This is a genomic window from Bacillus sp. DX3.1, assembly GCF_030292155.1.
Classification (GTDB): Bacteria; Bacillota; Bacilli; order Bacillales; family Bacillaceae_G; genus Bacillus_A.
This window is the reverse complement of record NZ_CP128161.1, coordinates 58,328-83,736: the sequence shown is the minus strand read 5'-3', so window position 1 is coordinate 83,736 and position 25,409 is coordinate 58,328. Positions and strand designations below refer to the sequence as shown.

Here is a 25,409-nt window from a genome sequence, read left to right as displayed (position 1 = left end):
AAAATTAATCTAACTCTTTTGACCATATAACAAAGCCACTTCACGGGAAATCAAGAGTGGCCGGCTCTCATGGTAGTTTCCAAACCTTACGTAATTAGCTCGACAGCCATATCCACCAAATGCATTGTTACCGCTTTCAATATCAAACAGCGAAGCATCAATTGCAACCATATGTTGACTAGTTAATACTTCAGCCAAAAGTGGAGCACCAAAGACGCTAATTCCCATCGTCGATTCAATATTCTCCGGCAAGTACAACCATTCTAATATTTCACTGTTTTCATCGTAAATTACTACATTAAATACTGGGCCAAAAAACTCATTTGCAGGTAACCTGGATTTAATTTCAGATACAAGTATAGTTGCCTCAACCACGTTATCCTCTATGTTTACATTGCCACCGTATATTATGCAATTATTATATTCAGATAAAAAACAAGATATACTATCAGCCACTCCCTCATAGAAGATTGGGTTAATTTGTGCCTTCGATTCTTTGCGTTTCCCAAATGTCAATTGGTTTACTTCCGAAATTAACTTATCTCTAAACTCCTGCTGCTTACTGCGATGGACAAAATATACATTCGGGCACATACAATCTTGACCAGTGTTAAATGTTCGGGCATCAACAGCTGATTTTACTGCTTTTTCGATGTCCGCATCTGGTCCGACTATGAACGGGTTAACACCCGATCCAAAGTATAGAAATAGTGCATTAGGATGTTGTTCCATAACATCCAAGCTATTCTCATAACGACCAGTGAAAATTACCATATCTGATCCCTGTATATGTTGATTGAATTTACGCTGTGAAAGATTTAATATCTCAATTGGCCATGCACCGTCTCCATTCAGTAATTGATGAATGCGATTCAATATTTCAGATGATTGTTTAGAGGGACGGATATAAATTCTTTTTGAAAATGCACTCGGAATCACCCCGTACAGGATATATGAATAAAGTACAACATTCGAAGAATGATACACTGCTACTTTGTTGATATGTGCCGGTTGATAGTGTTTTATTTCTTCGTCAGCCCCACGTAAAGTCTCAATTGCAACTGCGATTTCTTCTTCTGCTGCACGATAACTTGCAATCTCCGTCAAGATATCAATCAATTCTTCCTTTTTCATTAACAACTTCTCTTCCATTTCTTTAAAAGAAGGTTTCATCATTGTAAAACTCTGCTGCATACTCTCACCCTTACATCTATTAATATTTTAAGACTATCTAACAAAATTCAATTCGATCAAAAGTTCAGACAATACCTGACGCTCCATTTCCCTAAGGTCTCTAAGGAGAACCTTCATCTCTCTTAATGTTGTTGAACTTGACTGTTTAGAATATTTTATCAACAACCATCGAATACGACGTGCACTATTCTCCACTTTTAAAAACGAGTGCACTATTTTAGAAGAAACGAGTCCTTGTTCGTTTAGATAACGGAGTCGCTCTAACATAAACATCTTATGTTCCCAGAAATTATGAAATGGACGAATTTCGTAGTAAATATCAAACTGGATATTTCCATTCAACAATTCATCTAGATACTTCAACATATAATCATAAACACCAATTCCAAAAACATGATCTCCTGGTTTAAAAAACATTCGTAAGCGTTTACAACTATTGCGTGCATTTAAATAGTCATCCACAAGCCCACAAACTAATTCAAGGTCAAGTGTGTAATCCTGTCCCTGCTCATTTAAGTTCAGCAGATAAATATCATCAGTATAGTTTTTAGCTTTTTCAGGAGTATATAATGACAAGTAGGCACGTTTAAACTCCTCAAATGAACAAACGGATTGTTTAAAATGCTGTCTTCGATCGTATCCTGAAATATAAAGTTGTTTTAATTTTTGGTCGTATCCATGTACTAAAATTGTGTGCGGAAAATGATTGCCATCAACATGATGAATACGATCCGAAATATAATACTCATCCACAAATGTATATACGTAATGTTCTTTATTCAACCACTCTACCAGATGTTCCAAAATTTGATTAGGTTCAATCAAACGATTGTTCATCTTGCATACTTCCAACCATGGTATTGGATAATTCTTGAAAGAACCAAACGAGCCTTCAAAAAAGTCAATTTTTAGCACCTTAGCACTTTCAAACAGATTTTTATCACACCATATTTGTACATAATTACTATAAAGCCAAGGTTTACTCTTTTCAGTAGTTGTCACAATAGATAGTGGATAAGCATGAATTAAATAGCCTTTTAGAGGCGGATCTTGTAACGGCAATATTTTTTTCATTAGTTACTCCTTTAAAATCTTGTATTGTCTAATCTTGAATTTACCAAGGCATTTAGTCTGGGAACAAACAGTATCTACTATTTTAAATGAACCATAAATCACTTCCATTCCCCCATGCTTAACCTGTTTTGTAATTCTCCCTAAACAGATTAGAGTATCACCTGGATAGGTAACATTGACAAATTTAATTTTGAATTCTTCTAATCTATCTTCAGGAAACCAATTACAAATAGCCGAATGGGCAAATCCCATGAGCAACATCCCATGAGCAATTACGTTTTTATACCCTATCTGCTTCGCTACCTCCTCTGAGATATGAATTGGGTTGTAATCCTCTGAGGCCTCCGCATACTTTAAAAGTAAAGAATTGGTTATTTCCGGAAAAACATATTCCATCTAAAATCTCCTATCAATTGATTAAAATCAGATTCTGATTTTTGTAATAAATGTCGATCGAGACGAAAGTACATGCTCTTCAAATTGATTAAAATATTCTATCTTCACAATACATCTTTTTTCCATCTCTCTAATCGTTTTAAACACGATTGTTGGTATACAAGTAATTGTATCTTCTGCAAACATGTCCCCATGATACTGATACTCTTGCTCAGCATGTACCAGCATGGATGGATCAATCCTATTTGTTTTACACAGTTTCTCAAATTGTGGGATACCCACCGTCTCCAAGTAGAACGGATATGTCGCTGGAATTGGAACATTCCGTAAACCACGTTTCATAGCTTCCATTTTGCAGCGGTACACTGGGTCGTACTCTCCAATAACTTCTGCAAAAATCGCAATATGTTCTGAGGAAATTGTAATTACAAATGTATAATCATTTCGCTCTATAAATTCCTCATCTTGTTTAATCATTTCTTCATCCCCTTATATCAAGAGAATTATTCATATGGCACAAAACAACTTAAAACGAAAGCGTTTTTTCGTTAATTAATTCCCTATTAATGAATGATATCAAGTGAAAAATATCATTTTTTACGCATACGTTTGCATTGAAAAATAAAAAAATAAAGCGTTTTCATTTGATTATAAAAAAAATCATTACTCTTTTAAGTTTAAACCAGCAGCCTCTTTCAAGATTTCTAGAGTCTTCTCTGATATACAACGCCAGCTGTATATATTTTTCAAACGTAGTTGAGCTTCCAGACAAATTTTCATATATAATTCAGGGTTCTCAATCAATTCCACAATAGCATTTGCCAAAGCATGTGCATCCTTGGGTGGGACCAAAATCCCGCTTTTTCCATGTTGAATTGTCTCTGCCATACCACCTACGTTCGCTGCAATCACTGGAACACCATAATAAAATCCTTCCAATACAATATTACCAAAAGGTTCATATAAGCTTGGAACACATAAAATATCCGCCGCATGATAATATGGTTCTAACTCCTTCAGTGAACGAACCCATCCAACATACTCTACACTCTTTTGCAACGATTCATCATAAGAGTTCAAAAGTTTATTTAGCCATTCCTGATCATCTTCCCCACTATGACCACCTACGACAAGCAATTTCAAATTGGATACTTGGGACTTAGCAAGGTCTAATGCTTCAATAAGGATATCGAGTCCCTTTCGTTCGGTAAATCGCCCTACAAACAGTAATGTTGGAGGATTATCTCCATTAATTTTATTTTGCAATACTCTCCCATCTGGTTCTATGAAACCATTAGGAATGACCGAAAGTTTCTCCATAGATCCAGGAAAATAATTTTCCATCATTTGTCCTTCTGAAGCGCTACAAACTATCAAATGATCGGCCATTTCCACCAAATCACGTTGCATCTTCATGAATTCAAGATGCATAGGTAAAACTTCCACACCACGAATCTGCAAATCTTTTTCTTCAATAGACCTCACTGTATAAATTATTGGTTTTCCTAAAGACTTCAACTGCTCAGCTAATTCCTTAAAAAAGAATATTTGAACATTTACAACATCAACGGTGTCAAATTGAATTACTTTAGACAAATCTTCGAACGAAATAGTAGGTGTCCATACAATCCGATAATCACCATGTTCCTCTACCTCAATTTCTTGTCGACCAAACAAGTAATCATTGACCACAATAGTCAACTTTGTAATTTTCCCTAAATCCTTGCACAAATTAGAGACGCTTCGTCCCATCCCACCCCAAATGTTAGGCTCAAATTCCGTGGTAAGTTGCAAAACATGCATAAACTTTCTCCCTTCATCAAAAAAGTTTTCACTACCATCATCTTTTTATACCAAATTTATTTGATAACGAAATATCTTAATATACAAAAAAAACAATGTTTTTCTTAATAATCTAGAATTTAATATTATGTGGTAGTCTGCTAGATTATTTTGAATTATTTTCCTCGACAACGCAATTTTACCACTATAATAATATTTAAGGCAAGGAATTTTTGAAAAAAAAACCAAAACTAGTTAACATTCGTTTTCATTCACAATTTAAAGTTGTTTCGACTTTTGAGTTTTACACTAAAAGGCCCTAAAAGTAGGCATAAACTATCTTCTTCTGCTGGACTACGTAAACTGAAAACAAAACTAATATAAAGGTAACACATTTCAAATCCTGATTATGTAATCAGACATCGTGTAGAAACTTGTGCGAAACACTTGTCAAAATATTATAATTTTATATTGTTTTGAAATGAAATTCGAATTGTTATTTATAGAAAACAAAACATTACTATAGTAAAATCGTACATTTTCATCGTTTTGGGGTCTTTTATTTTCAATAGCTTGATGGGTTCTGGTGCAAAGATAAAATAAAAGAGACGGTTCTGTTGCAAAGTTACCCAAAGCATAGAGAATCTAGGGTTGCATCGTTGAATGGTTATGCAACCATTAATAATTCCTGTAATTCGTTATACACCGAAAAGGCGGAGCCTATTTGAAGACTTCGCCTTTGTTTGTATAGGGCATGAATGGTTTCAATGCCTTTTATTGTACGAGAAGCATGCCGGAGAGTTTGAAATCCCGATGACCTAGCAAAACGACGTTTCACATGTCGGTGGTCTTGTTCTATACGATTATTCATATGTTTAACGGTACAATGAACGGTGCTTTTGTAAAATCCTTTCTCCTTTAACTTTTTAAATGCACAAAGTAACGCTGGCGCCTTATCTGTTGTCAGAACCGTTGGTTCCCCAAAAGTTTTAACCAATCTTTTCATAAAGACATATGCCGCCTGATTATCTCGCTTTTTACGAAGTTGAATATCAAGCGTATGGCCATCTTTATCAATCGCACGATATAAATAACACCATTTTCCTTTGACTTTTATATAGGTTTCATCCAGTTTCCAAGATAAGTGTACGTTCTTCTTTTTCTTCTTCCATATTTGATAGATCAAGTTACCATATTCATGAACCCAGCGCATGATGGTTGTTGGGTGAACAGACACCCCACGTTCCTTCAGTATTTCAGTTACATCGCGATAGCTTAAAGAAAAACGACAATAGTAGCCGACGGCTACTAAAATAATAGCTTGTTTGAATTGTTTTCCTTTAAAATATCCCATTTGTTACGCTCCCATACCTTTAAGTGAGTCCCCCTCTTAAAATGTTCTGGTTTTAACTCATTATTTTTGGTAGGATGCCATTCTTTGACTAGATGAGGATATTGAAATGCTATAGAGCTTTCAATCTTTTTTTCTTAAATAATTTAATGATCTCATGCTTATTATTTTCAGTATCAATGTTCATTTTTTCACAACTGAGATTATTATGCTGGAATATATTTTGAATATTTTAGAAATCACATCATTTAATTCATTAAAGCTTGGTGGATTTCCAGTGAAAATATTTACTGTAGAATTATTGTTTATTCCTTGTAAGCCTTCTCCCCTAACTCGTATTAGCAAAAAACCTTTTTGAGCAACATAATTACTTTTCTTTACGTCTTGTTCATAGCGCTTCCTATGCCAATAGTATCCATCGTATTCAATTACAAACGATAGCTCACTATTAAAGATATCAAATTCTACGCCATCTTCTGTAAGATGTTGACTTAATGTATTTTTAAATCTGTTGTTTATGAAATAGAAAATTGTTTGTTCTGGAAAAGAAGTTCTAGGTTTGCAAAAAGGACAATTTGTTCCCACAACTCTTTGATAAACTGTTGTTTGCCATTCATGCCCTTTTTCACACATCCACCATACTCTTCTCCCCGATTTTGGAGTAATATCATACGGAGTGAGTAATCCATTTTTAATTGGATGCCATTCTTTTGATATTTCCGGATATACATTAGCTAAACAGTTATCAATAGTAGCATTACGTCCTGAACAGTATGGACAGCCCGTATTTTTTCTTGTTCGACTATATACTGAAATTTCCCATTCATGTCCCTCCTTGCATTTCCACCATACTTTTGTATAACTTCCTACAACTACATCATATGGAGTCATTGTGCCATTTTTGGTAGGATGCCATTGTTTAGCTATCTCTGGATTTAATGTAGCTAAACAATTATCTATACAAACTTTTTTATTGGAACAATAAGGACATCCTCTTCCTTTATGTCGATTCGTTGGAGACGCTTCCCATTCGTGTCCTTTTTCACATTTCCACCATGCTTTTTTATTGGAACCAAATGTAACATGAAAAGGAGTTAATTTTCCATTTTTAGTTTCATGCCACTGTTTAGCTAGTTCAGGGTTTCTTATTGCTAAGCTGTTATCCATAAAGTGTTACCTCCTCTCTTTTATATGCTAGGGGTATAGACCATACAATTTGTTTACACATTATAGCTATTTGATATACCTATATGATTTAAAACGACATTTTTTGTCTTATTTTCTAGTACAAATTCGAAAACATGAATCATCATCATATTTATCAAATGCATCTAGAATTTCATATAGGGTTTTTAATCAAACTTTTTACAAACGGTACAACTTGTTTTTAAAATCACACTAATATAAATTAAAAGAAAACTGTCTAAAAAAGGAAAAATGTATTTTTTTAGGGAGTTGATGTTTAAAGGACTAAATAAAAAACTTTGCGAGATTTTTCGCAAAGCTTTTGTAATAGTACGTATTATAATAGTAGTTTTCGTATTTCTTCTGTACTTAGACCAGTGAATTTCGCAATGTCTTCTAATGGCATACCATTTTTATGCATACCACGAATTAATTGAATTTTCCCTTTCTCAATACCTTTTTCAATGCCTTCCTCTAAGCCCTCTTCTCGAGCATGTGCTAATTTAGCTTGTTCATCTAGAAGTAACTTCTCACGAGCTTCATAAGCTGTTCGGAATGAGGAGTCATGGCTCATATTTTCCCATTTATTCATTGCCTTTTGTAAAATTGGATCTTGATTCATTGCAATCTCCTCGTATGATGTAGTTAGGTTTTTAAAAAGGGTTATACCTATAAACCGCCTCGCATCCATACTTGTATGGAATGCGAAAATGAATTAGATAGAGAGTCGCCGACAATCGCCTTGGACCTTTGTGTTCGTATTGGAGAATGGCGCCTCTTTCTAATAAGCTGTTTACGAATGAGTTGGATGTTGGTGACTTACAGTTATTCTTCGAATCTCTTACGAGGTAGTAGCGCTTATTAGAATAGAGGAAGACACTATCTAAATTTTAAATAGGAGTGATTTCAATGTATTATTTAGGTATTGATATTGCAAAACATAAGCATGATGCTTCTATCATTGATGATACTGGAAAGCTAATTGCCAAACCTATTTCATTTCCAAACGATGTGCAGGGTGGACAAGCGTTATTAAACTGGATTTTTCAATATACGGATTCACCATCAGAAATACTAATAGGAATGGAAGCGACTGGCCACTATTGGTTAGCTATCTATTCTTTTCTCCTTAAACATAATTTCTCTGTGATTGTATTAAATCCTATTCAAACAAATGCATGGCGTAAAGGAACAGAAATTCGCAAAAGAAAAACAGATAAGATTGATGCCACTCTCATCGCTGATGTCATTCGATTTGGTCGTTTTATGGAAACACCTCTTGTCAATGAAAAAATGATTGCATTAAAACAACTCAGCCGGTTTAGAAACTCTTTGATAAGTAATATGAGTGACCTGAAAAGACAAGCCATTGCAGTACTGGATCAAACATTTCCAGAATACCATACGGTATTCTCAGATATATTTGGAACTACTTCGTCTAAAGTATTAATGGAATACACATCTCCTAGTGACTATGAAGAAGTTTCTATCGATGATTTAACATACCTCATTGAAATATGTAGTCGTAAACAATTAGGTATAGACACAGCAAAACAATTAAAAGAACTCGCATCTCAAAGCTTTGGAATTACATTTTGTAAGGATGCTTTTTCATTTCAATTAAAAATTTTGATGGAACAGATCAAATTTATCGAAGAGCAAGTAAAGCAATGTGAAGTAAAAATGAAACAACTTTTAATTGACGCAAACAGTCCTATTACGACTATTCCTGGGATTGGCTCTATTTTAGGCGCTACCATTTTAGGAGAAATTGGCGATATCCATCGATTTAGCAAACCCTCTAAATTAGTAGCATATGCTGGCTTAGATGCTTCCATTTCACAGTCTGGTCAATATGAAGCAACTCGCGGTTCTATCTCTAAAAGAGGTTCTTCTCATCTCCGACGAGCCATCTTTCAAGCAGCTATAACAGCAGCATGGAGCGATCCTGTATTAAAAGAATTCTACAACAAGAAACGAAGTCAAGGAAAGCACTACCTTGTTTGTATAGGGGCTGTAGCTAGAAAATTATGTTATATCATATATGCAGTTTTAAAAAATAACAAAGCGTATCAGATCCCTAGTTAAGCTGTACACGTTATATATCTATATTCAAAAATAAACCTTACTTAAGGTTTATTTAGCATGCTTTCATTTTCTCTGAAATATTCTTTAAAAAATAGTCATATTTTATTGACTTTTCATAGTTGGTCTCCAATGTTTGAGTTAAATGTTCATCTTCATGTGCTGGTAGTAATAACATCCAACGAACAAATGTATTTTCCCATGGATTTACTTTTTCTTCATGCCATTGTTTGACCAATTTTGGAATTTCCACAAAATGAATTTCAATATCATCACTTAGTATCTGTTGCTTTTTGGGATTCCATAATTGTCCTATGGTGTGAAATGAATCATCCTGGGAGAATAATATAAAATCTAATAAGTTAATGGTAATGGTTTTCCGAAGGGAACGATACGGCATCCCTTCTTGCATTTGGGACGTATAGAGTTTACTCCAATAATATAAAGATCGCTTTACCATATCATGTGTATTCCGAAGCTGAATTTCTATGTTTACTTGCGTCCCATTATCTAGTGTTGCTAATAAGTCTAATATTGATAACTTATCATCTTCATAAGATTTATGAAGATGAGGATCTTCTAGTTGTAGAGATGTAATAGGTACATCTAAAGACTCTTCTAAGATGGCGTTTAGAAATCCGGTTAATATCTCTTCATTCCCTTTTGTGCCGAATAACTGTTTAAAAGCAAAATCAATTCGTAAATTTACTAATTTTGTGGACATGGGTTTCCTCTCCCTGTCTTTTTTTCTTATTATTATTTTATAATTGAACTCTCTATATAAGCAAATGATACTTTTACCATTGTAGCTCCAATTCATCACAGTACACATCTAACTCCGTAAAACAGTTTTGTAAATCCGCTTCAAAATCAATTTCACGAATTATGCTATCTACCTTTTTTTCTAAATCTGAAATTGTGTTGTAAGGAACATAAAATATATATTCTCCTGAACGTTGTTCCATATTGTATTGTGATATGAGAAAGGATTCGATATTCTTTTGAACTTTCCCCTTTCCTCGCACAAATTTATTATTATTTTCCACACGTAACAACATACGGATGGTGGCTGTTAGTTCTTTAGCTTGTTCGTCCTTTTCGGTTTGCTTATTTTTTCGTATGTATCGGTAGAGCGTAGCTTGACTAATACCTGTCATGTTTACAATTTCTTGTATGCTATATTGCTCTGATTTATATAAGTTTAATGCCTTTTGAATATAGGTATCTTTAACACGAGGACGCCCACCAACTCTTCCTCTTGCTCTTGCACTTACAAGTCCTTCTTGTGTTCGTTGAGCAATCAAGTCTCTTTCAAACTGGCTGAATGCTTGAAATACTGTTAACATCAATTTTCCTTGAGGTGTATTAGTATCAAATTGTTCTTTGATACTAATTAGCTTAACTCCCTTATTCTCAAAAAAATCAACAAGTTCAATTAAATCTTTGGTACTTCTTCCTAATCTAGAAAAGCTTTCTATAACTAATGTATCACCAGGTCTAATTTTATCTTTTAATCGAGTAAGCTCTGGACGATCACTTTTCGTACCTGTTATTTTTTCAGTTAAAATTTCAGTACAGTTATAATTTTGAAGCATGTCTAGTTGACGAATCAAATCTTGTTGTTGGGTACTTACCCTTGCATAACCATAAATGTATGAATTCACAAAATCACCTAACCTTTACACGATAATTTTATCATAAAGGGTCGTTAAAGTTAATTTGATTTTGACAATAGTTTTGATAACGTAGTTAAGCGATTTATAAGGCCTAAATTTTGTTCATTTTGTATTTATCAAAAACCATCGTTTTTGAGATTAGTGATATTGCTTAGAGTATTAAATTCAACGTTTTTTTATGTCGAATTTGCTTAGCGTATATTTTCGTGAAAATGTGGGCGGTACTCCTTCCTAAAATATTAATATTGTCTTGGTCTATTGAAGAGGGATACGGAAACATTTAATATTCAAATAAAAGGATATTTGTGTTAAAAAATAGAATTTTTACCTTTGGTGGGTAATTTAAACTAAGGGGTATAAATTCGATGCGAAGAGAAAAGGTTTTGTTAAAGCAATGGAAGGCGGATTTACAAACTGTTCAAGAAGAGAAGCGGTTGAAGAAGGAGACTAAGAAAAAGAATAAGAAATATAGCATTCCTGGCAATACAGCTGACTTTATGAATGGCAAGAACACTTATCGTAAAGAGAATGGGGTATGGAAACAAAGAAATAAATAATGTGAGGATAAATGGGGCACGGCAACATCGCCATCAAGCTAAGAAATTGGTAGTTCCCCAAAACGAAGAAAATGAGAACCCCATATAGGGAAGTAAAAAGACTTTATTTAAGCAAAATCGGTAAATGGTTTCGAAAAATAGAAAGCGAATGGGACGTACAAACATCCAATAATGAAGACAAAAAAACATTAGAAGAAAAACTTGAAAAGAAGAACCCTTAAAATTAAGGTTCTTCTTTTCATTTCATTTTACAAGGATATTTCCAATCACGATTTTCCTTAGAAACAGTCGAAGAGGTTTCACTTTGTTTAGTTAGGCTTTGTTTCTCTATGTTTTCCAGAGATTTTTGCATCTGTTCCATTTGTTCTTTTACTTCTTTTATTTCAAACTTCATTTCCATAAGTAACCGTAAAATAGCATCTCCTTTATTCATTGCAACATACTCCCTTCATTTTTCTCTTATTGCTTTTCTATTAACTGAATTTGAAAAATATCTGATTCCTTTATACCTAGAACTCTCATTTCATCTTTAAAAGTTCGCCAGGACGCAACTTTAATGGATTTTGTACTTTTATCCTTTAATGTGTACACTCTTATGTACTGTATTTCCTGTTTCTCATTTCTTTCCACGTTGTCTTCCTCCGTTATTTTTGATTGATGTAATCACAATATCTTTTTAACGAAAGTTTAGATTTAAAGCCTACTTGTTTTATAATTTCTTCCTCTGAAACATGATGCTCAATAAGTCTTAAAATGAACGTGTTCCGTAAGTGTTGCGCTGAGATCCCTTTACGTAAATTTGCTCGAGCAACTTCAAGTCGAATCATCTTTTGAACAGCAATCTCTGTTAGGGCTTTCGGTGCATCGTTTTCATATGACCAACGATAAGTATTCCGAGTAAAATCGAAGGCTACGAATAAGGGATCATTACTATGATATTTAGGACGAACAGGTTCAGGAATGATTTTATAATAGTTAAACAATCGTTTTTTATCATCATCAGTTAAAAGGATTGTTCTTTCTATACCCACTATTTTTGGTACTGAGATTGTATTGTTTTCAAAATGAACGTGCTTCATCTGTAAACTTACAAGTTCCTGTAAGGATAATCCATTATTGATGAGTAAATGTACAATAGAAATGTTGCGATCCATAAGTACTGGACGAACAGAACGTTGTTTTTCCGTTAATTCTTCTAATGAAGTTAAAATATACTTTAACCTTTTTTCTTCCTCTTTTGAGATAAAGTCTCCATCACGTGACGCACGATTGGGTTGAATACTAAATTGCATCTCTTCTAACGGATTTGGCAGTTGTAAATACTGATACATTCTATTTAAGACAATATAGACACGATGCATTGTTTTATCAGAGTACTGTCGTTGCTGTTTTAAATCATAGAAATACGCTTCATAATCCTTTGTACCAAGCGTCGTCCATATATTGCGTGTAGGGAGTTTTTTAGATTTTTGCAACCAATGACCAAAATCTTCAAGATCATAGACGTATCGTTTAATTGTGGAAGGTTTTCGACCTTTATTCAATAAAAATGAAGAAAAATTTTGTATTGTATCTTGAAATTCTTTTGTTGGCATACCTTTATCATCCTAATTTTTTCTTTTAGTATATCAAATTTTAATACATACATTAGAAGTGGCGATTTAGTGTATTCCCATTTTCTCAATAAACAACATAGATAAATATGGTAAAATGGTAAGTGGATGGGAGTCCAGCACTCATTAGAGTGCCTTTCTTTTTTAATGTAAACTAAAGTATAGAAGTTTACTTTCAATACACTTGTTAGCTTAATAATTATCTTTAGCAAAATAAATTAATTTTTTCTATCCTTCGTGAATTTCTTTAATGCTTTTTCCTTCTAAAAACGCATGTCCCGTTTTAATTTTTTCTACTGTTTCAAATCCATACTTTTCATACACTTTTTCTACTGTTTCGTTAATTGGGATCACCCAAAGATTATCTAGTCCTCTATTCATTACTTCACTTTGAATAAAGTGAATAAGTTCACCTATTAACCCTTTACCTCTAAACTTTTCAATTGTAGCTACACTTTCCATTCGGGCCTGTTTTTCATGTTCAAAAATACAAGCGATGGAACATGCTACTCCATTGTATCTAAGTAGATAGTGAGTGAATGCTGGATGTTGGAATTCATCTTGAAAAGCTTTTTTTCTAACTTCGCCTCCTAACTCTTTTATATTACATTCAATATCTAAAGCTTCTTCAAAATTTAATTCAGATACCTTTTCAATAGTAACTTTTTCATTTTTATCTTTTTTAGTTAATTTCTTATTCCATAATTGGACTGGACTTATTAATTCTTCAAATCCAAAATTCTTTATTTGTAATTCAGAAATCAGTTTTTCTTGCATATCTAAGTTGTATATATAAAATCTAGGTACTATATTTTTAGTCTTATAGAAATGAACTACTTCATCTACTATCATTTGTGGATTTAAACTTACTACACTTACATGTGCATGATTTGCATCATAATAATATGGATTACTTTCATTACAAAATATAGAACCCCATGATTTCTCTATTCGGCTAGTAAAGGTTTCAAGATATGCAAAATCAAGCTCAAGAACATTTTTTAAACTAGTCATACGATATTCCCTCTTCTCTATTTTTTTCTTCAATATCTTCTGTACTTTATTATACATTTAAATATTTTAATTTTCAGTTTTTTAGTTAAAATATATCTCATACCCTTCAAAAAATATTTTCAAGAAAAAAATGAATGTAAACTGTTACATATTAGTTTACATTCATTCTCTTGATTTTATTGACTTTATCGCAACTTACCTATTCCCCTCAAAAATGACTATAAAAGTATACATTCAAAACACTGTAAATAAAAAGATTAAAACACACATTAACAAAAAAGAATATAGTATTGATAAGCAACTCACTCAAAGAAAAAACAAATCGGATATATAATAATGTTTTTAAATTTAATGCCCCGCAGCATGTAAATATGAATGGAATATACCTATCAATAATAAAACTTTATCTTTATAAGATTCCTCTAATAATTTAAAAATAATATTAAAAGGAGGCTTAATAGGCTCTTTCCATTCTGCAATAATCAAATTAGTATTTAAATTGGTTATTTTTGCCCATTCAAAAGGTCTTTGATTTAATTCATACATTTCTCCTGCAAATTCAAATGTAGTTATTTCACCAAAATCAAAGGTCTTTTTATCAATCAAATGTATTTGATATTCTTCTGTTTCAGCATAATAGTTAAGAAAAAATTGTGTTCTTTTTCGAAAATCTATATCCTTTTTCGCTTTTAATTGTAAATTCTCTTTAGAATCATATATCATATATTCCAAAAAATACGTCCCTTTGAATAATATTAAATCTATTATCCTTATAAACTGATTGCTATACGTTTTTTTTATTGTACCTATTATATTGTTGTTCTCATCATATATTTGTGTTGGTTTAACCGAAGAAAAACTTCTCCATTTATAATAATACAAAATAATCACCTCTTAATATTTGCATATAAAGTTTTTGAATATTATAACATAAGAAAAGAACTGCTTTATAGCTGTCCTTTGTTAACATAACCTCACTTACCGGTATTCAATGTATCTAGAAAAAACCCCTTCAGTTTGCTTGCTGAAGGGGTTTCGTATTTACATAATTCCCGTTAGCGGAAGTCAATGTATCTTGTTTATTTAACATTAGCATCCGTTTGCTTCACAAACAAAGACCATTTAATTTAAAAACTTATAAAAAATGGTTTCAATCACTACTACACAACTAGTTCTTTAATGGTGTTAAGTATCCCTTCTGAATAAGAACCTATGGTTAAACGCCCATGTCCATTTTTTGCCTCACTTGTAGCATTCTCAAGTAAATAACCGAATTTTACAGCCTGTAACATTTTTAAGTCATTACCACTATCACCGAAGGCAATTGCATTTTGTCGGTCTATCTTAAATTTTGCTAATATATATCTCACAATCTCGTCTTTTCCAGTCCCTAAAGGGATAAAATCAATATCATATGCATTCTCTGGGTCTCCAGCCAAAGGATTACATTGATTGATGTTTATACTAATCTTAAAATCACTAGCAACTTGTCTAATATGGTTAAGGTTTAATTGATCGTCCTTTTCATTCTTGCAGAAATAGTAGTAATTGCTTTTGTATTTTGATGCACCCATCTGTGATTGGCTATCTAAAGCAATATTTTTAGAAGCTAACAAATCAACTATCTCTTTTATTTTATCAGGATGGTAATTGCCATTATCAAACCTGCTAAGCCATTCTTTATCAATTTCACCTTGTTTTAACCTGTTGAAATAATGAATTTCTGTTCCCAAATCACTTGCAATAAAATGAGGAAGATACTGAAATCCACCCTTCTTCATTTTTTCAAGAACAGCCTCAATGTTACTACCCGTTACCAAGCCAAAAAGTAAACCAGAAACCCTACTTTTTTCTACGATAGTCTGTTCTAGTGCTTGTATTTGACTTTTTCGTTCGGCGGTTAATTGGTGAGGAAAGTACGTTTCATCAAAATCACTAAATACAATGTACTTAGGATTTGGTATTTCTGGTAAAGTTCTAAAAAGATTGTAGTCCATAGAGTAACCTCCATAAATTCTTCTCTCATTCACCTTCATCTTACTATAAATATCCAATTACTTATATAACTAAACTGCCAGTTAATTGAACAAGAAACAATGTATACCATATACATGCTCGGTTAACATAACGCACTATTATCGGTAGTTTTATTTTTCTAATAACTACTCGTGTTGTGTGACAATAAAGTTCTTTAATTTATTTTTTCAACTAAAGGAGCAAGTTATTGGAAGAAATTCCAGCTTTTTTATTGTTCTACCTCTATAACATCATTTTTTGACAAAATACAAAGTAAATGAATACAGATGTTTTATTTTTTTAAACTCTTTTCGTAATTTTTTACATCGTCCATTGTTTTGAATGTTTTCACATCAAAAATTTCTTTTTCATCACCACAAATAATGATAAATCCGTTTTTGGCTTGTAGTACCCTGCCTACATTTCCGTTCGGAAGCGGAATGCTAGTAGGATGTTCAATATGCATCTCATTTTTTTTGCTTATGTACTTATCCAGTGGCATTCCGATAGGAAATGCTTCTTGCAAATCTTGAGTGGTATATGTAGCCTTATTTTCTGCTGAGACTTTTTTATCATTTGATGTACAAGAAGTTAAGCATATAAGTAATGCTCCAAAAATAATAAGTGTAGAAAATCGTTTTAACATGAAAGAATTCCTCCTCATTCACTATCCGGTTAGTCACCAACTTAGGATATCAAATGAAGAATGCCAATTTTGCTGTATTTTGTATGTCGCAAACACAGAAAGAATACACTTTTTTAGCTGAATTTGTTTGACAAAATAAAAGACACTCAAATGAGTACCTCTCTCTGACTTGAAATCACTTTAATTTTAATAATATCTATATAGACATATGTTATAACGTATATGTCTAATATCTTTTGTTGAGAAATTTGTTGACTTAAATTAAAGTTTGATCAAATTTTTGCTAACAACCTTGAAAAATTACTAATATGGGTACCCCTATAAATAAAGAAGTATTAACACACCTGAACAAAAAAACATCTTATTGATGTCTTATTTTATAAATAAAACTAGCCTAACAAATAATTGAAAAGAAAATAAAAAAGTCAACTCCTAGTTTGAGTTGACTTTTTTGCGGTAAACTTTCATAGAGCAAGGTTGAGTTACTTTACATAAGTTTAATAGATATACTATATATCTTATTATAACATTAATTGAATGAGTTTTTCAATAAATTAGTTATTTACCCTTCAGATTTTTTTCATATTTCTTTGCAAGTTTATAAAATGATGATCGCTTAACCCCAGACTTTTCCATTGCCGCTACAGCTGTAAGAGATCCTGATTTCCATTCTTTATAGCTCGCAATAAATTCCTCAGTGATTTCAACAGGTGGACGACCTAAATGTTTACCTTTCTTTTTTGCCACGGCAATCCCTTCAGCTTGACGTTGCTTAATATCTTGTCTCTCTTTTTCCGCAAAAGCAGATAGAATAGTGAGAGTAGCTTTCTGAACCGCGATTTGAATCACATCATTTGTACTCTCGCCAGTGTAATTCACATTGATGAAGGGCTCTTTAATAAATTGTAAATTAATTTGATGTTTTTCATAATACCTGAATTCTTCTAATACATCATTCATACTTCGACCAAGTCGTGTTAAAGAATCAAATACGATGGTATCGCCTGTACGGATAATACGTTTTAACATCTGGTAATTTTCACGTTTCATATTACTGCCAGATTGTTTATCAACAAAAATATCTCGTTCCCCTATCCCAAGCGTTTTCATATTCTGAATTTGACGTTCTTCATTTTGATCTTTACTGGAAACTCGCACATATCCAAATTTTTTATATTTCATAAAATGCACCTCACTGATAATTATATCAAATGTATCTGTAAAGGTGTGTATCATTTAAAGATGTCTGTAAAATATAAAAACAACCTTTTTAGACATGGTTTTCTATGGTTTTACACCTGTCCGTAAAGGTATACCTTTTGGAACGATACAAATCAGAAGTCAAAAATGGATTCTGATTTAATAAAGTTTAAAATGGAAAAATTCAGATGAGTCAGTTCTACTTGTTGAAAATATCCGTTCTTGAACAAAAGGGAATAAGTGAATATACTTAATATGAGCCGAGAATGTATTATCAAATGTATTCTCATGTTGTACCTTCATACAACACAAAAAACACCCTTATTTGATAAGGGTGTTTTTTGTATGGCATTATACTAGGCTGCACCCATGCCCATCAAGCTAAAATTTTAAAATACCCCAAAACGAGAATTTACCACATTTTTAACCTAAAGGTGTCAATTTTCTCGTTTTGGGATAACTAATTTTATTAACTTGATAGTGATGTGGTGCTATCCCATATAGTTCAGATAAAACCCAAACTCTTTGACTCTGCTCAAATCCTTCTTCTTTCCTTTATATCCCACATAGTTCAGATAAAACCTATTACAGATATATCTCAATGGACACTGTTTAAGAACTTTATATCCCACATAGTTCAGATAAAACGTGTCGCGGTTCGTTTCGGTTGTCTCTTCTTCTCTAACTTTATATCCCACATAGTTCAGATAAAACCCTAACTTTGTCGAAGTCAATAATGATACTAGCGTGCTTTATATCCCACATAGTCCAGATAAAACGGGGGAGTTTTACATGTTAAGTACGTTCATTTCATTCTTTATATCCCACATAGTTCAGATAAAACCGAGACGAGAAGTTACAAGATACTTGCCATACATGCTTTATATCCCACATAGTTCAGATAAAACTCGTATCTTCCCTTTAACTGAATTAAGACAAATGTTCTTTATATCCCACATAGTTCAGATAAAACGCATGGATGAAATGATTATGAAGTATGCGGTTAACTACTTTATATCCCACATAGTTCAGATAAAACCCTATCTATATATAGGTGATACATCTTATGATATCAACTTTTTACCATGTGTATCAACCAGCATTTTGCAGTGAACCATCGATCGTGTTTTTGTATTCTCTAAAAAAACGCTTAAAGACCTTGTCATATCAAGGCTTTCTGCATTTTTTATAAAAAGGAGATTCACTGTAAAATTACGGAAGTACAATTCCTGTTCCTGTTATCTTTTCTTTATCAAAATCGTACTTACAATTTAAAATGTGAATGTATTGAAGTCCGGGAATATCAATTTCCTTCGTTTCGATTCCGTATCGTTGAACCTGTTTTCTAGAAATAGAGGTTGTAAGCTTTTCGATTTGCATTCGTAATAATTTTCGCTGCTTCGAATCTTTTTCCTGTTTAAATGTAGTAAATAGCGCACGATTCTCTGCATATACAGAACAGGGAATAACTTGATAATTATCAATATCACGCAGCAACCTTTGTGCTTCTGTATTTCCCATATCGTTTAGTGGAAGTTTATCTAATATCTTTAAAGCTTGATAGAATTCGTCTAAGTATTTTTTACTTAGGTTTTCTGTTTTATATAATGCTTCGACAAGCTCCATTTTTGTTTTTTCATGTAGTTTTTGTTCATTAAAGGGTTCTAAAAGTTTTAAACCGTTATTTACAATATCCTCATCATAAACGGTCCCTATCCCTTCTGCTTCTGCATAAACAAAAACATTAGGTTCTGTGTCCTTATACTCTCTTCCGCGATAACAACGACCTAAACGCTGAAATAAGCTATCTAATGTAGAGATTTCAGTAAATAACAAATCAAAATCAATATCTAATGAAGCTTCTACAAGCTGTGTGGCAATCCAAATGCCACTTTGTTTTTCACGGTTTTTATCGTTTGGTGCGAATTTCTTAATTTCTTCTTCTAAAACAGCACGATCCTTTTGAATAAATTGCGTGTGCAACAACCTTACATTTTCATTATTAAACAACCCGTATATACGTTTTGCTTCTTTTACGGTATTAGCAATAATCAATACACGTTTATTTCGTCCAGCTTCACGAATATGTTCTAAATCCTCATCGATCTTTGTTTTGCGTATAGATATGCGGTGACGAATTAAGTCATTATAGAACTCCCCTTTTACAAAATCACTTACCTTGATTTTGCTTCGTTTCTCCATTGTTTCCATAAAAACAGTAGGAAGTGTAGCGGTCATAATCATAAATTTGCCGCCTATCTGGTGAATCATTTCCAATGCTTTGAGTATAACAGCTAAGATTTTCGGAGAATAACCTTGTATTTCATCTAAAACTATCTTAGAGTACGCCATTGTGGCCAAGTACTTCTCATACCCTCGAAATAAAAATGGAAACTTCAAAATTTGATCAATTGTGCTAAATGTTAACTTTTTACTCAATAAACGAGACTGTTCATAGATAAGTTCATTGGTTTCGTAATCGTTGTTTAATGTCTGTAGAAAATCCACGCTACCACTGTGTAGCAATCCAGCAATCGCTTGCCCCTCTTCATCTACATATCCCATTCCATTTGTTATACGCTCATACAAGGCATTTAAACTTACACGGATAGGAAGCGTAATAAAACCTTTAGCTTCATCAATCCAAAATAAAGAAGCTTCTGTTTTTCCCATACCAGTTTGTGCAACAGCCACAATATTCTTGTTTCGATTCTCGTAAGTAAAGAGTTGTAGATTTCGTGGTTTATGACCATTCTTTTTTAGGAATTCATTGACATAAGTCCCAACCTCTTTGTCTGCATGATATTCTACAAGTTCTCCTGCAGAAGCTGAATGATCTACACGGTTTAAAAGTCCCTTTACAAGCACAAGAAGAGGATATTCTTTATCCTTTTTTTTTATTGGTTTCCAACCTATAGTTGTAGTATCAAGATCTTTATTAACAGAACAGCACAATTCTTGCTCCAAACGGTCTATTTTCCCTTTTAAATCTGGTAAAACTGCATTTAGTATTTGTGCATCAAACATTACGTTTCGTACATGATGATGTGCAATTGCCTCTTTTACAACCCGTTCTGTACTTTGGGAATAATGTAATTTTAAGAATGGAACACAAAGTAAGGAAATAAAAGCATGAGGAACATTAGGATATTTTTTTTCAATTTCTTGTTTTGTTAAAGGAGATAACCCCATATTGAGTTTAATAAATTGTTGAAATCCCTCATAAATCTTTCCTGCATCGTGGTATTGTGCAGCTACTTGTGCAAGTTGCCAGATCTCTTCTGACAAAAGAGCTCCATACGAGTGTTTTAGTAAAGATAAATTTTCTAATACCCGCCCTGTGTGTTCTTGTAATGTTTCAAATTCTCCTGTTTGTTGATCCCACTTTGCGTAAATGAAATCTTCCATGTCTTTTCCTCCTGAAAAAAATCCATGCCTACTCATAAGGCATGGAAAAATACAATATGTCCATCTTCATCTTCCATATACTGAGGTGAATTTAACCCTTCTCCTTTACGGAAGAACTGCGTTTGAACCGTCTCCCAAGTACGAATTCCTTGTTTCACTTGATATACCGTATTCAAACGATATGAAATTCCTTTATAATTCATATAATCAAGGCGATCAACAATGCAATGACGTGGTATATAGATATCATTTTTGAGTGTAATGATTTCTTTTGTATGTCTTTCTTTCAACGTTACTATTTTCACGTCTTCAATGACCGCTAAATCTTCACGTCGACCAAGGCTTGGTGCTTCATTGATATTTTTTAATGCTGTTTGTAATTGTTCCAATACACCTTGTTCTGTACGTACATGGAAAATAAGGGAGATTTCTTTTAGCATATGAACATGCATGGGCATTGTTGTAACTTCTTTTGACTTGTAAAAATGATGTGTTTGCAAATCAAACAGCTTTCCTTCGTGAGTACCTTGGATACTGATTTCCATTGGAATTAATTCATTTGCACCTAGAACATAATGAAGGAACCCCTTTACGGTACTGTACGGTGGAAGAGAATAGGTTTCCTTTGCCTTTTGTGCCATTGGCTTCTTGTAACAAGCGGTTTGTTGATATAACTCTATTCGTAACGCTGTATTAGCCAACATAATAATTCTCCACTTGCTGTAATAGATAATCTAGCATACTTTGAATCGTATGGGTTGAGTCGCTTGAAACAAGATTTCGCAACTCTTCTTCATTGGCGAAAACACCAGATAACAGACCAACATGCGTTTGTTCTTGTACAGTCCGTCCCATACTGCGACGTTCTAAAATTTCTTGCAGCATAATAGAATTCAAACGATATTCACGTTTTGTCGAAAGTAATTGTGTACGTCCTAAGAAATACGGTTGATTAATAGCATACAGACCCCCAATTACAAACAAAGGGGATAAATCTTCTTGTCGCCCGCGGATATTACGATTTAAGGAAAATACAATTTCTAAGAATTCTTTGATACGTTTTGCCTTTTCTTCAGGTGGTAATTCAATTTCTCCATCTACACCAATTCTATCTAAATCAATAGTAATGGTATAAGAATATAAGCTTGTATGCCGCTCAGATGTTGCGATATTTGGGTTTTCGTTAATACGTGAAGCATGTCCTAAATTTGTTAAAAATTCTAAGTCTCCTCGGTACGGTTCAAGAGAAACGGCATGAGACAAACGAACACTAGCTGGGCGTTTGTTCCCCATATCACCTTTTACAGTTTTCATGTAACCAAATAAATCCATTTCTTCTGAATCTTGAATGGTAGCACTAGGAGAATATTGGACTACGCTTTTACTTTTTCCTTCCCCTTCACCTTTGTCACGGCCAACTGTATCCAAGTTCCAACCATAACGCTCGGCTCCTAAACGAATCATATCGTATCGTATAGCTTGCCGTGAAGCAAATGTATGAACATCTCCATTTCCACGATTAAATTTCTTTAATTCCGAGATGTTACCGATTCCTTCTCCATAATTTAATGAATCTCCTTGAAATACGATCGTTAATGTTAATCCAGCCATTAGTTTGCTTCCTCCACTTCTTTTTTATAGGGTTTGTCATTTAATCCGGATAGTAAAGCACTTGCAATACCTTCAAATTCATTACTATGTTCCCTTGTAGCATCCACATACATAGAAGTGTTCTTTTCCACTAATAAAAAGGTGCGGAATAATGTTTCAAAGAATTGCTGACGGTTATTGGTAGTTAAGGCATTTAACAGACGGTAAGTAATGCCCGGAATCTTATTCTCCATTCTACGTTCAGTAAGTCTTCTACGTACTTCGCGTCCATCCCTTAGCGCATACTGGATTCTCTTTTGCATAGATTCATATTGAGCTTCTCGTGTTTCGTTAGACATGCCATAACACTCCTTTATTCTATTTAAATGAAACATAGCCAAAGTGGCTGCATACGTATCATGACTGGAATAGTTGTTATCTACGTTTTTCCTCAATTGGTTAGTAATGTCACGGAAAAATTGATCTCCATTTAATAATTTACGTAGAATCACGTTCCGGAACGGTGGATATTTAATATGATCGAGCTCTTTTCCTCCACGCTCTTGAAGATATTGAATGGCATGCTCGGATAAAAAGTTTTGTGTAAGAGTAGTCTTTTTTCCACTATTTTGGAATTCAACAATTAACATATTTTTAGAAATCCAATTTACTTTATCTTTGGCTTCTTTTAATGTGTCGTATAAAAACACCTCAAAAGGATTGTTTTGCTTTTTATTGGTGACAAATAAATCATTTATTTCCGCTAGTGTATCAAAATCCTCATCAGCTTGAATAAATGAATAGGTTTCCCCGTCTTTATAAAGTCCAAAAATGGAACAAAACATAATCAACCGATACAGATTGGATATAGGAAACGTTTTTTGATTATTCCACGTGTAATTCGTTGCATTTGCTAAACTGACTGCATTCGGAAGAAATACCGATTCCGTGTAATCGGTAAGAGCAAATTGTCCCTCGATAACAGGACAATACAGTAATTCATCCTTCTTCAGTTTCGTAATTGTTTGTTTCGCTAACTTTCTAAAATCTTCATCATCAGATTGCTGTATCACTTTGTTTAAGCCTTCTATTGCTTCGTTAAGGCTGTTAGAAGGTTGAAGAACAGCAAGAATCTCTTGTTCTAGTAAAATAGGTTGAACGAAGTCTCTTGTAAGGAATTCTTCATGTTCTGAACGATTTAGGGTACTGCGTGATCTTTGTAAAAAACTTGTTTGACCATGCAGTTCTCCTAAACGAAACCGAATCATATTTAATGTTAGCACTTCATTTACTTGATCTTGCTTTAACAGCTTCAGGTAATCTTTGGTAATTGTTTTTAATTCTTCAATGGTTGATACATCTTTTTTTCTGCTAAACAGCTCTTTTAAGGTTCCACTTTCAATTGGCAAACGTTTATTCAACTTATTCTCTGTACTTTTAATATCAGCAAAGATAAAGTCTTTAAAACGTTTAAAGTTGGATGTAGAGTATGTTAGATAAGTATTCATCCTATTTTCTTTTTCATTTGCAACAGAAAATATATCAAAAGCATAATTGAAAAACCATTTCGGAAAGTCGTGAAGCAATTTTGGATCAAAATCTAGATATGTCTCTTCGGTTTCAAATAAATCTGTTTCAGCATGCTCTAAAATACGATAAAACCCCAAAATACCGGTGTTCGTAGCCCAATCTTCTAAATATAACCGAATCATTGGTACTCCACAGACACGCAGCCGTACCCTTGTGACTTTTTGAAGGATGTGCCGATTTGACGAAGGATTTCTAAGTCTTCTTTGTTTCCTTTTAACAAGAATGTCCCTTTATAAACTTCAAAGTGCCGGTAATTTGGGATATTTTCAAATCTTTCTTTTACAACTTGTTTGGTTAAATTCATGGGTATAAATTGTAAAGGTTTTTTCAAGCCTTCTCCATGATAATTACGCAAAGTCATATCACAAATGTAATTGAAACTCTCTTCATAGCCTTCTTCTGTCGGAGCAAGAGGTTTCCCATCTCTGTCTTTAATAAAAATAGGGGAAAGGGTGCGGAATACTACCGTATCACTTTTCACTTTGACTTCCGGTAGTAGAGATATGCTCTTCTTCTGTAGCTTGTATCCTTTGTACTGAAAATCTTTAATTTCGTTTAAACCATCTACTAAGTAAGAAATGAATTCAGGATCAGGTGAACTAATAATCCAGTCCAATCCGTTCTGGAGGAGGAATTCATCATTTTCTAAAACATAGTCTTTAAGATAAACGGAAAACGTAAAATTCTTGCTTTTTTTATTCGGTTTATTCTCAAAGACATATAGGTTCTCTGCATATACTGCGTTTGATGCTTTTAGAGCTTCTTTGATAAAACTCACAAACATAAAACGATACGAGAGAGGAATTACTTTGCAAGTAAAGCTTACTTTCAATCTCATCATTTTCCTCCTTAATCTTTAATATAGTATTATTATAATGTATTCGAAAATTAAGATTCAATAAATCCGCAGAAATAAATGGAAAAACCCTTTCTGTGCAAAGAAATGGTTTTTTCTTGATCCCATATAGTAAAGATAAAAATCATGTGGTACTTCCGTAATTTTGCAGTGAATCTCGTTTTTATAAAAAATGC

General features: G+C 33.2%; 23 protein-coding genes, 3 pseudogenes and 1 CRISPR repeat array. Of the genes and pseudogenes, 3 read left to right on the top strand and 23 right to left on the bottom strand.

Annotated features, from left to right (window positions below):
* Positions 1-9: 9 nt before the first annotated feature.
* The 9 genes and pseudogenes from QRE67_RS28440 to QRE67_RS28405 all read right to left on the bottom strand — a co-directional run.
* Positions 10-1,194: an aldehyde dehydrogenase family protein gene (locus QRE67_RS28440; protein ID WP_286125698.1), complete on the bottom strand. Its 1,185-nt coding sequence runs from the start codon at positions 1,192-1,194 to the stop codon at positions 10-12.
* Between the two features lie 33 nt (positions 1,195-1,227).
* Positions 1,228-2,268, bottom strand: coding sequence for a hypothetical protein (locus QRE67_RS28435; RefSeq protein WP_286125697.1), 1,041 nt, complete (start codon positions 2,266-2,268; stop codon positions 1,228-1,230).
* Between the two features lie 3 nt (positions 2,269-2,271).
* Positions 2,272-2,664: a MaoC/PaaZ C-terminal domain-containing protein gene (locus QRE67_RS28430; RefSeq protein WP_286125696.1), complete on the bottom strand. Its 393-nt coding sequence runs from the start codon at positions 2,662-2,664 to the stop codon at positions 2,272-2,274.
* Positions 2,665-2,691: 27 nt separating this feature from the next.
* Positions 2,692-3,141, bottom strand: coding sequence for an FAS1-like dehydratase domain-containing protein (locus tag QRE67_RS28425; protein WP_286125695.1), 450 nt, complete (start codon positions 3,139-3,141; stop codon positions 2,692-2,694).
* 186 nt (positions 3,142-3,327) lie between these two features.
* On the bottom strand, positions 3,328-4,467 hold the full coding sequence (locus QRE67_RS28420; protein ID WP_286125694.1) for a glycosyltransferase family 4 protein: 1,140 nt from the start codon (positions 4,465-4,467) through the stop codon (positions 3,328-3,330).
* A 646-nt stretch (positions 4,468-5,113) separates the two neighbouring features.
* Complete coding sequence (locus QRE67_RS28415; protein WP_286125693.1) at positions 5,114-5,800, bottom strand: IS6 family transposase; 687 nt, start codon at positions 5,798-5,800, stop codon at positions 5,114-5,116.
* Positions 5,755-5,913: a zinc-ribbon domain-containing protein gene (locus tag QRE67_RS28780; RefSeq protein ID WP_353507098.1), complete on the bottom strand. Its 159-nt coding sequence runs from the start codon at positions 5,911-5,913 to the stop codon at positions 5,755-5,757. Before QRE67_RS28780 ends, QRE67_RS28415 begins: the two co-directional genes overlap by 46 nt.
* 67 nt (positions 5,914-5,980) lie before the next feature.
* Positions 5,981-6,964, bottom strand: coding sequence for a zinc-ribbon domain-containing protein (locus tag QRE67_RS28410; RefSeq protein WP_286125692.1), 984 nt, complete (start codon positions 6,962-6,964; stop codon positions 5,981-5,983).
* 355 nt (positions 6,965-7,319) lie between these two features.
* Positions 7,320-7,631, bottom strand: a pseudogene (locus QRE67_RS28405) (Rpn family recombination-promoting nuclease/putative transposase); the annotation flags it as partial.
* 260 nt (positions 7,632-7,891) lie between these two features.
* On the opposite strand from QRE67_RS28405, the gene QRE67_RS28400 reads away from it, so the two are divergent.
* The gene (locus tag QRE67_RS28400; protein ID WP_286125691.1) at positions 7,892-9,070 is read left to right on the top strand and encodes an IS110 family RNA-guided transposase; all 1,179 of its coding nucleotides are present in this window, start codon (positions 7,892-7,894) and stop codon (positions 9,068-9,070) included.
* A gap of 124 nt (positions 9,071-9,194) precedes the next feature.
* Here QRE67_RS28400 and QRE67_RS28395 read toward each other — a convergent pair.
* Both QRE67_RS28395 and QRE67_RS28390 read right to left on the bottom strand, forming a co-directional pair.
* A pseudogene (locus tag QRE67_RS28395) lies at positions 9,195-9,791 on the bottom strand (Rpn family recombination-promoting nuclease/putative transposase); the annotation flags it as partial.
* A 73-nt stretch (positions 9,792-9,864) separates the two neighbouring features.
* On the bottom strand, positions 9,865-10,731 hold the full coding sequence (locus tag QRE67_RS28390; protein WP_286125690.1) for a recombinase family protein: 867 nt from the start codon (positions 10,729-10,731) through the stop codon (positions 9,865-9,867).
* 377 nt (positions 10,732-11,108) lie between these two features.
* Here QRE67_RS28390 and QRE67_RS28385 point away from each other — a divergent pair, with 377 nt between their 5' ends.
* A complete protein-coding gene (locus QRE67_RS28385) occupies positions 11,109-11,300 on the top strand; it encodes a hypothetical protein (protein WP_286125689.1) in 192 nt (63 codons plus the stop codon).
* 80 nt (positions 11,301-11,380) lie between these two features.
* A pseudogene (locus tag QRE67_RS29040) lies at positions 11,381-11,521 on the top strand (transposase); the annotation flags it as partial.
* A 17-nt stretch (positions 11,522-11,538) separates the two neighbouring features.
* Here QRE67_RS29040 and QRE67_RS28380 read toward each other — a convergent pair.
* From QRE67_RS28380 to cas6, 12 genes are all read right to left on the bottom strand, one after another.
* Complete coding sequence (locus QRE67_RS28380) at positions 11,539-11,733, bottom strand: hypothetical protein (protein ID WP_286125688.1); 195 nt, start codon at positions 11,731-11,733, stop codon at positions 11,539-11,541.
* Between the two features lie 211 nt (positions 11,734-11,944).
* A complete protein-coding gene (locus tag QRE67_RS28375) occupies positions 11,945-12,895 on the bottom strand; it encodes a tyrosine-type recombinase/integrase (RefSeq protein ID WP_286125687.1) in 951 nt (316 codons plus the stop codon).
* Between the two features lie 246 nt (positions 12,896-13,141).
* Positions 13,142-13,927: a GNAT family N-acetyltransferase gene (locus QRE67_RS28370; protein ID WP_286125686.1), complete on the bottom strand. Its 786-nt coding sequence runs from the start codon at positions 13,925-13,927 to the stop codon at positions 13,142-13,144.
* A 348-nt stretch (positions 13,928-14,275) separates the two neighbouring features.
* On the bottom strand, positions 14,276-14,818 hold the full coding sequence (locus tag QRE67_RS28365; RefSeq protein ID WP_286125685.1) for a tubby C-terminal domain-like protein: 543 nt from the start codon (positions 14,816-14,818) through the stop codon (positions 14,276-14,278).
* Between the two features lie 269 nt (positions 14,819-15,087).
* Positions 15,088-15,924 (bottom strand): HAD-IIB family hydrolase, encoded by an 837-nt coding sequence (locus QRE67_RS28360; protein ID WP_286125684.1) that lies wholly within the window; start codon positions 15,922-15,924, stop codon positions 15,088-15,090.
* 311 nt (positions 15,925-16,235) lie between these two features.
* Positions 16,236-16,589, bottom strand: coding sequence for a hypothetical protein (locus tag QRE67_RS28355; protein ID WP_286125683.1), 354 nt, complete (start codon positions 16,587-16,589; stop codon positions 16,236-16,238).
* A 558-nt stretch (positions 16,590-17,147) separates the two neighbouring features.
* Positions 17,148-17,771: a recombinase family protein gene (locus tag QRE67_RS28350; protein ID WP_286125682.1), complete on the bottom strand. Its 624-nt coding sequence runs from the start codon at positions 17,769-17,771 to the stop codon at positions 17,148-17,150.
* Between the two features lie 505 nt (positions 17,772-18,276).
* A CRISPR array of direct repeats spans positions 18,277-18,828; the repeat unit is 29 nt; unit sequence CTTTATATCCCACATAGTTCAGATAAAAC.
* A gap of 173 nt (positions 18,829-19,001) precedes the next feature.
* Complete coding sequence (gene cas3 / locus QRE67_RS28345; protein ID WP_286125680.1) at positions 19,002-21,197, bottom strand: CRISPR-associated helicase Cas3'; 2,196 nt, start codon at positions 21,195-21,197, stop codon at positions 19,002-19,004.
* Positions 21,198-21,229: 32 nt separating this feature from the next.
* Complete coding sequence (gene cas5b / locus QRE67_RS28340) at positions 21,230-21,901, bottom strand: type I-B CRISPR-associated protein Cas5b (protein WP_286125679.1); 672 nt, start codon at positions 21,899-21,901, stop codon at positions 21,230-21,232.
* Complete coding sequence (cas7i, locus tag QRE67_RS28335) at positions 21,891-22,808, bottom strand: type I-B CRISPR-associated protein Cas7/Cst2/DevR (RefSeq protein ID WP_286125678.1); 918 nt, start codon at positions 22,806-22,808, stop codon at positions 21,891-21,893. The genes cas5b and cas7i overlap by 11 nt, the downstream gene beginning before the upstream one ends.
* Positions 22,808-24,499: a type I-B CRISPR-associated protein Cas8b1/Cst1 gene (cas8a1, locus tag QRE67_RS28330; RefSeq protein ID WP_286125677.1), complete on the bottom strand. Its 1,692-nt coding sequence runs from the start codon at positions 24,497-24,499 to the stop codon at positions 22,808-22,810. The genes cas7i and cas8a1 overlap by 1 nt, the downstream gene beginning before the upstream one ends.
* Positions 24,496-25,215 carry a CRISPR-associated endoribonuclease Cas6 gene (gene cas6, locus QRE67_RS28325; protein ID WP_286125676.1) on the bottom strand — a complete coding sequence of 240 codons (720 nt, stop codon included), beginning with the start codon at positions 25,213-25,215 and terminating at the stop codon, positions 24,496-24,498. The genes cas8a1 and cas6 overlap by 4 nt, the downstream gene beginning before the upstream one ends.
* Positions 25,216-25,409 lie beyond the last annotated feature (194 nt).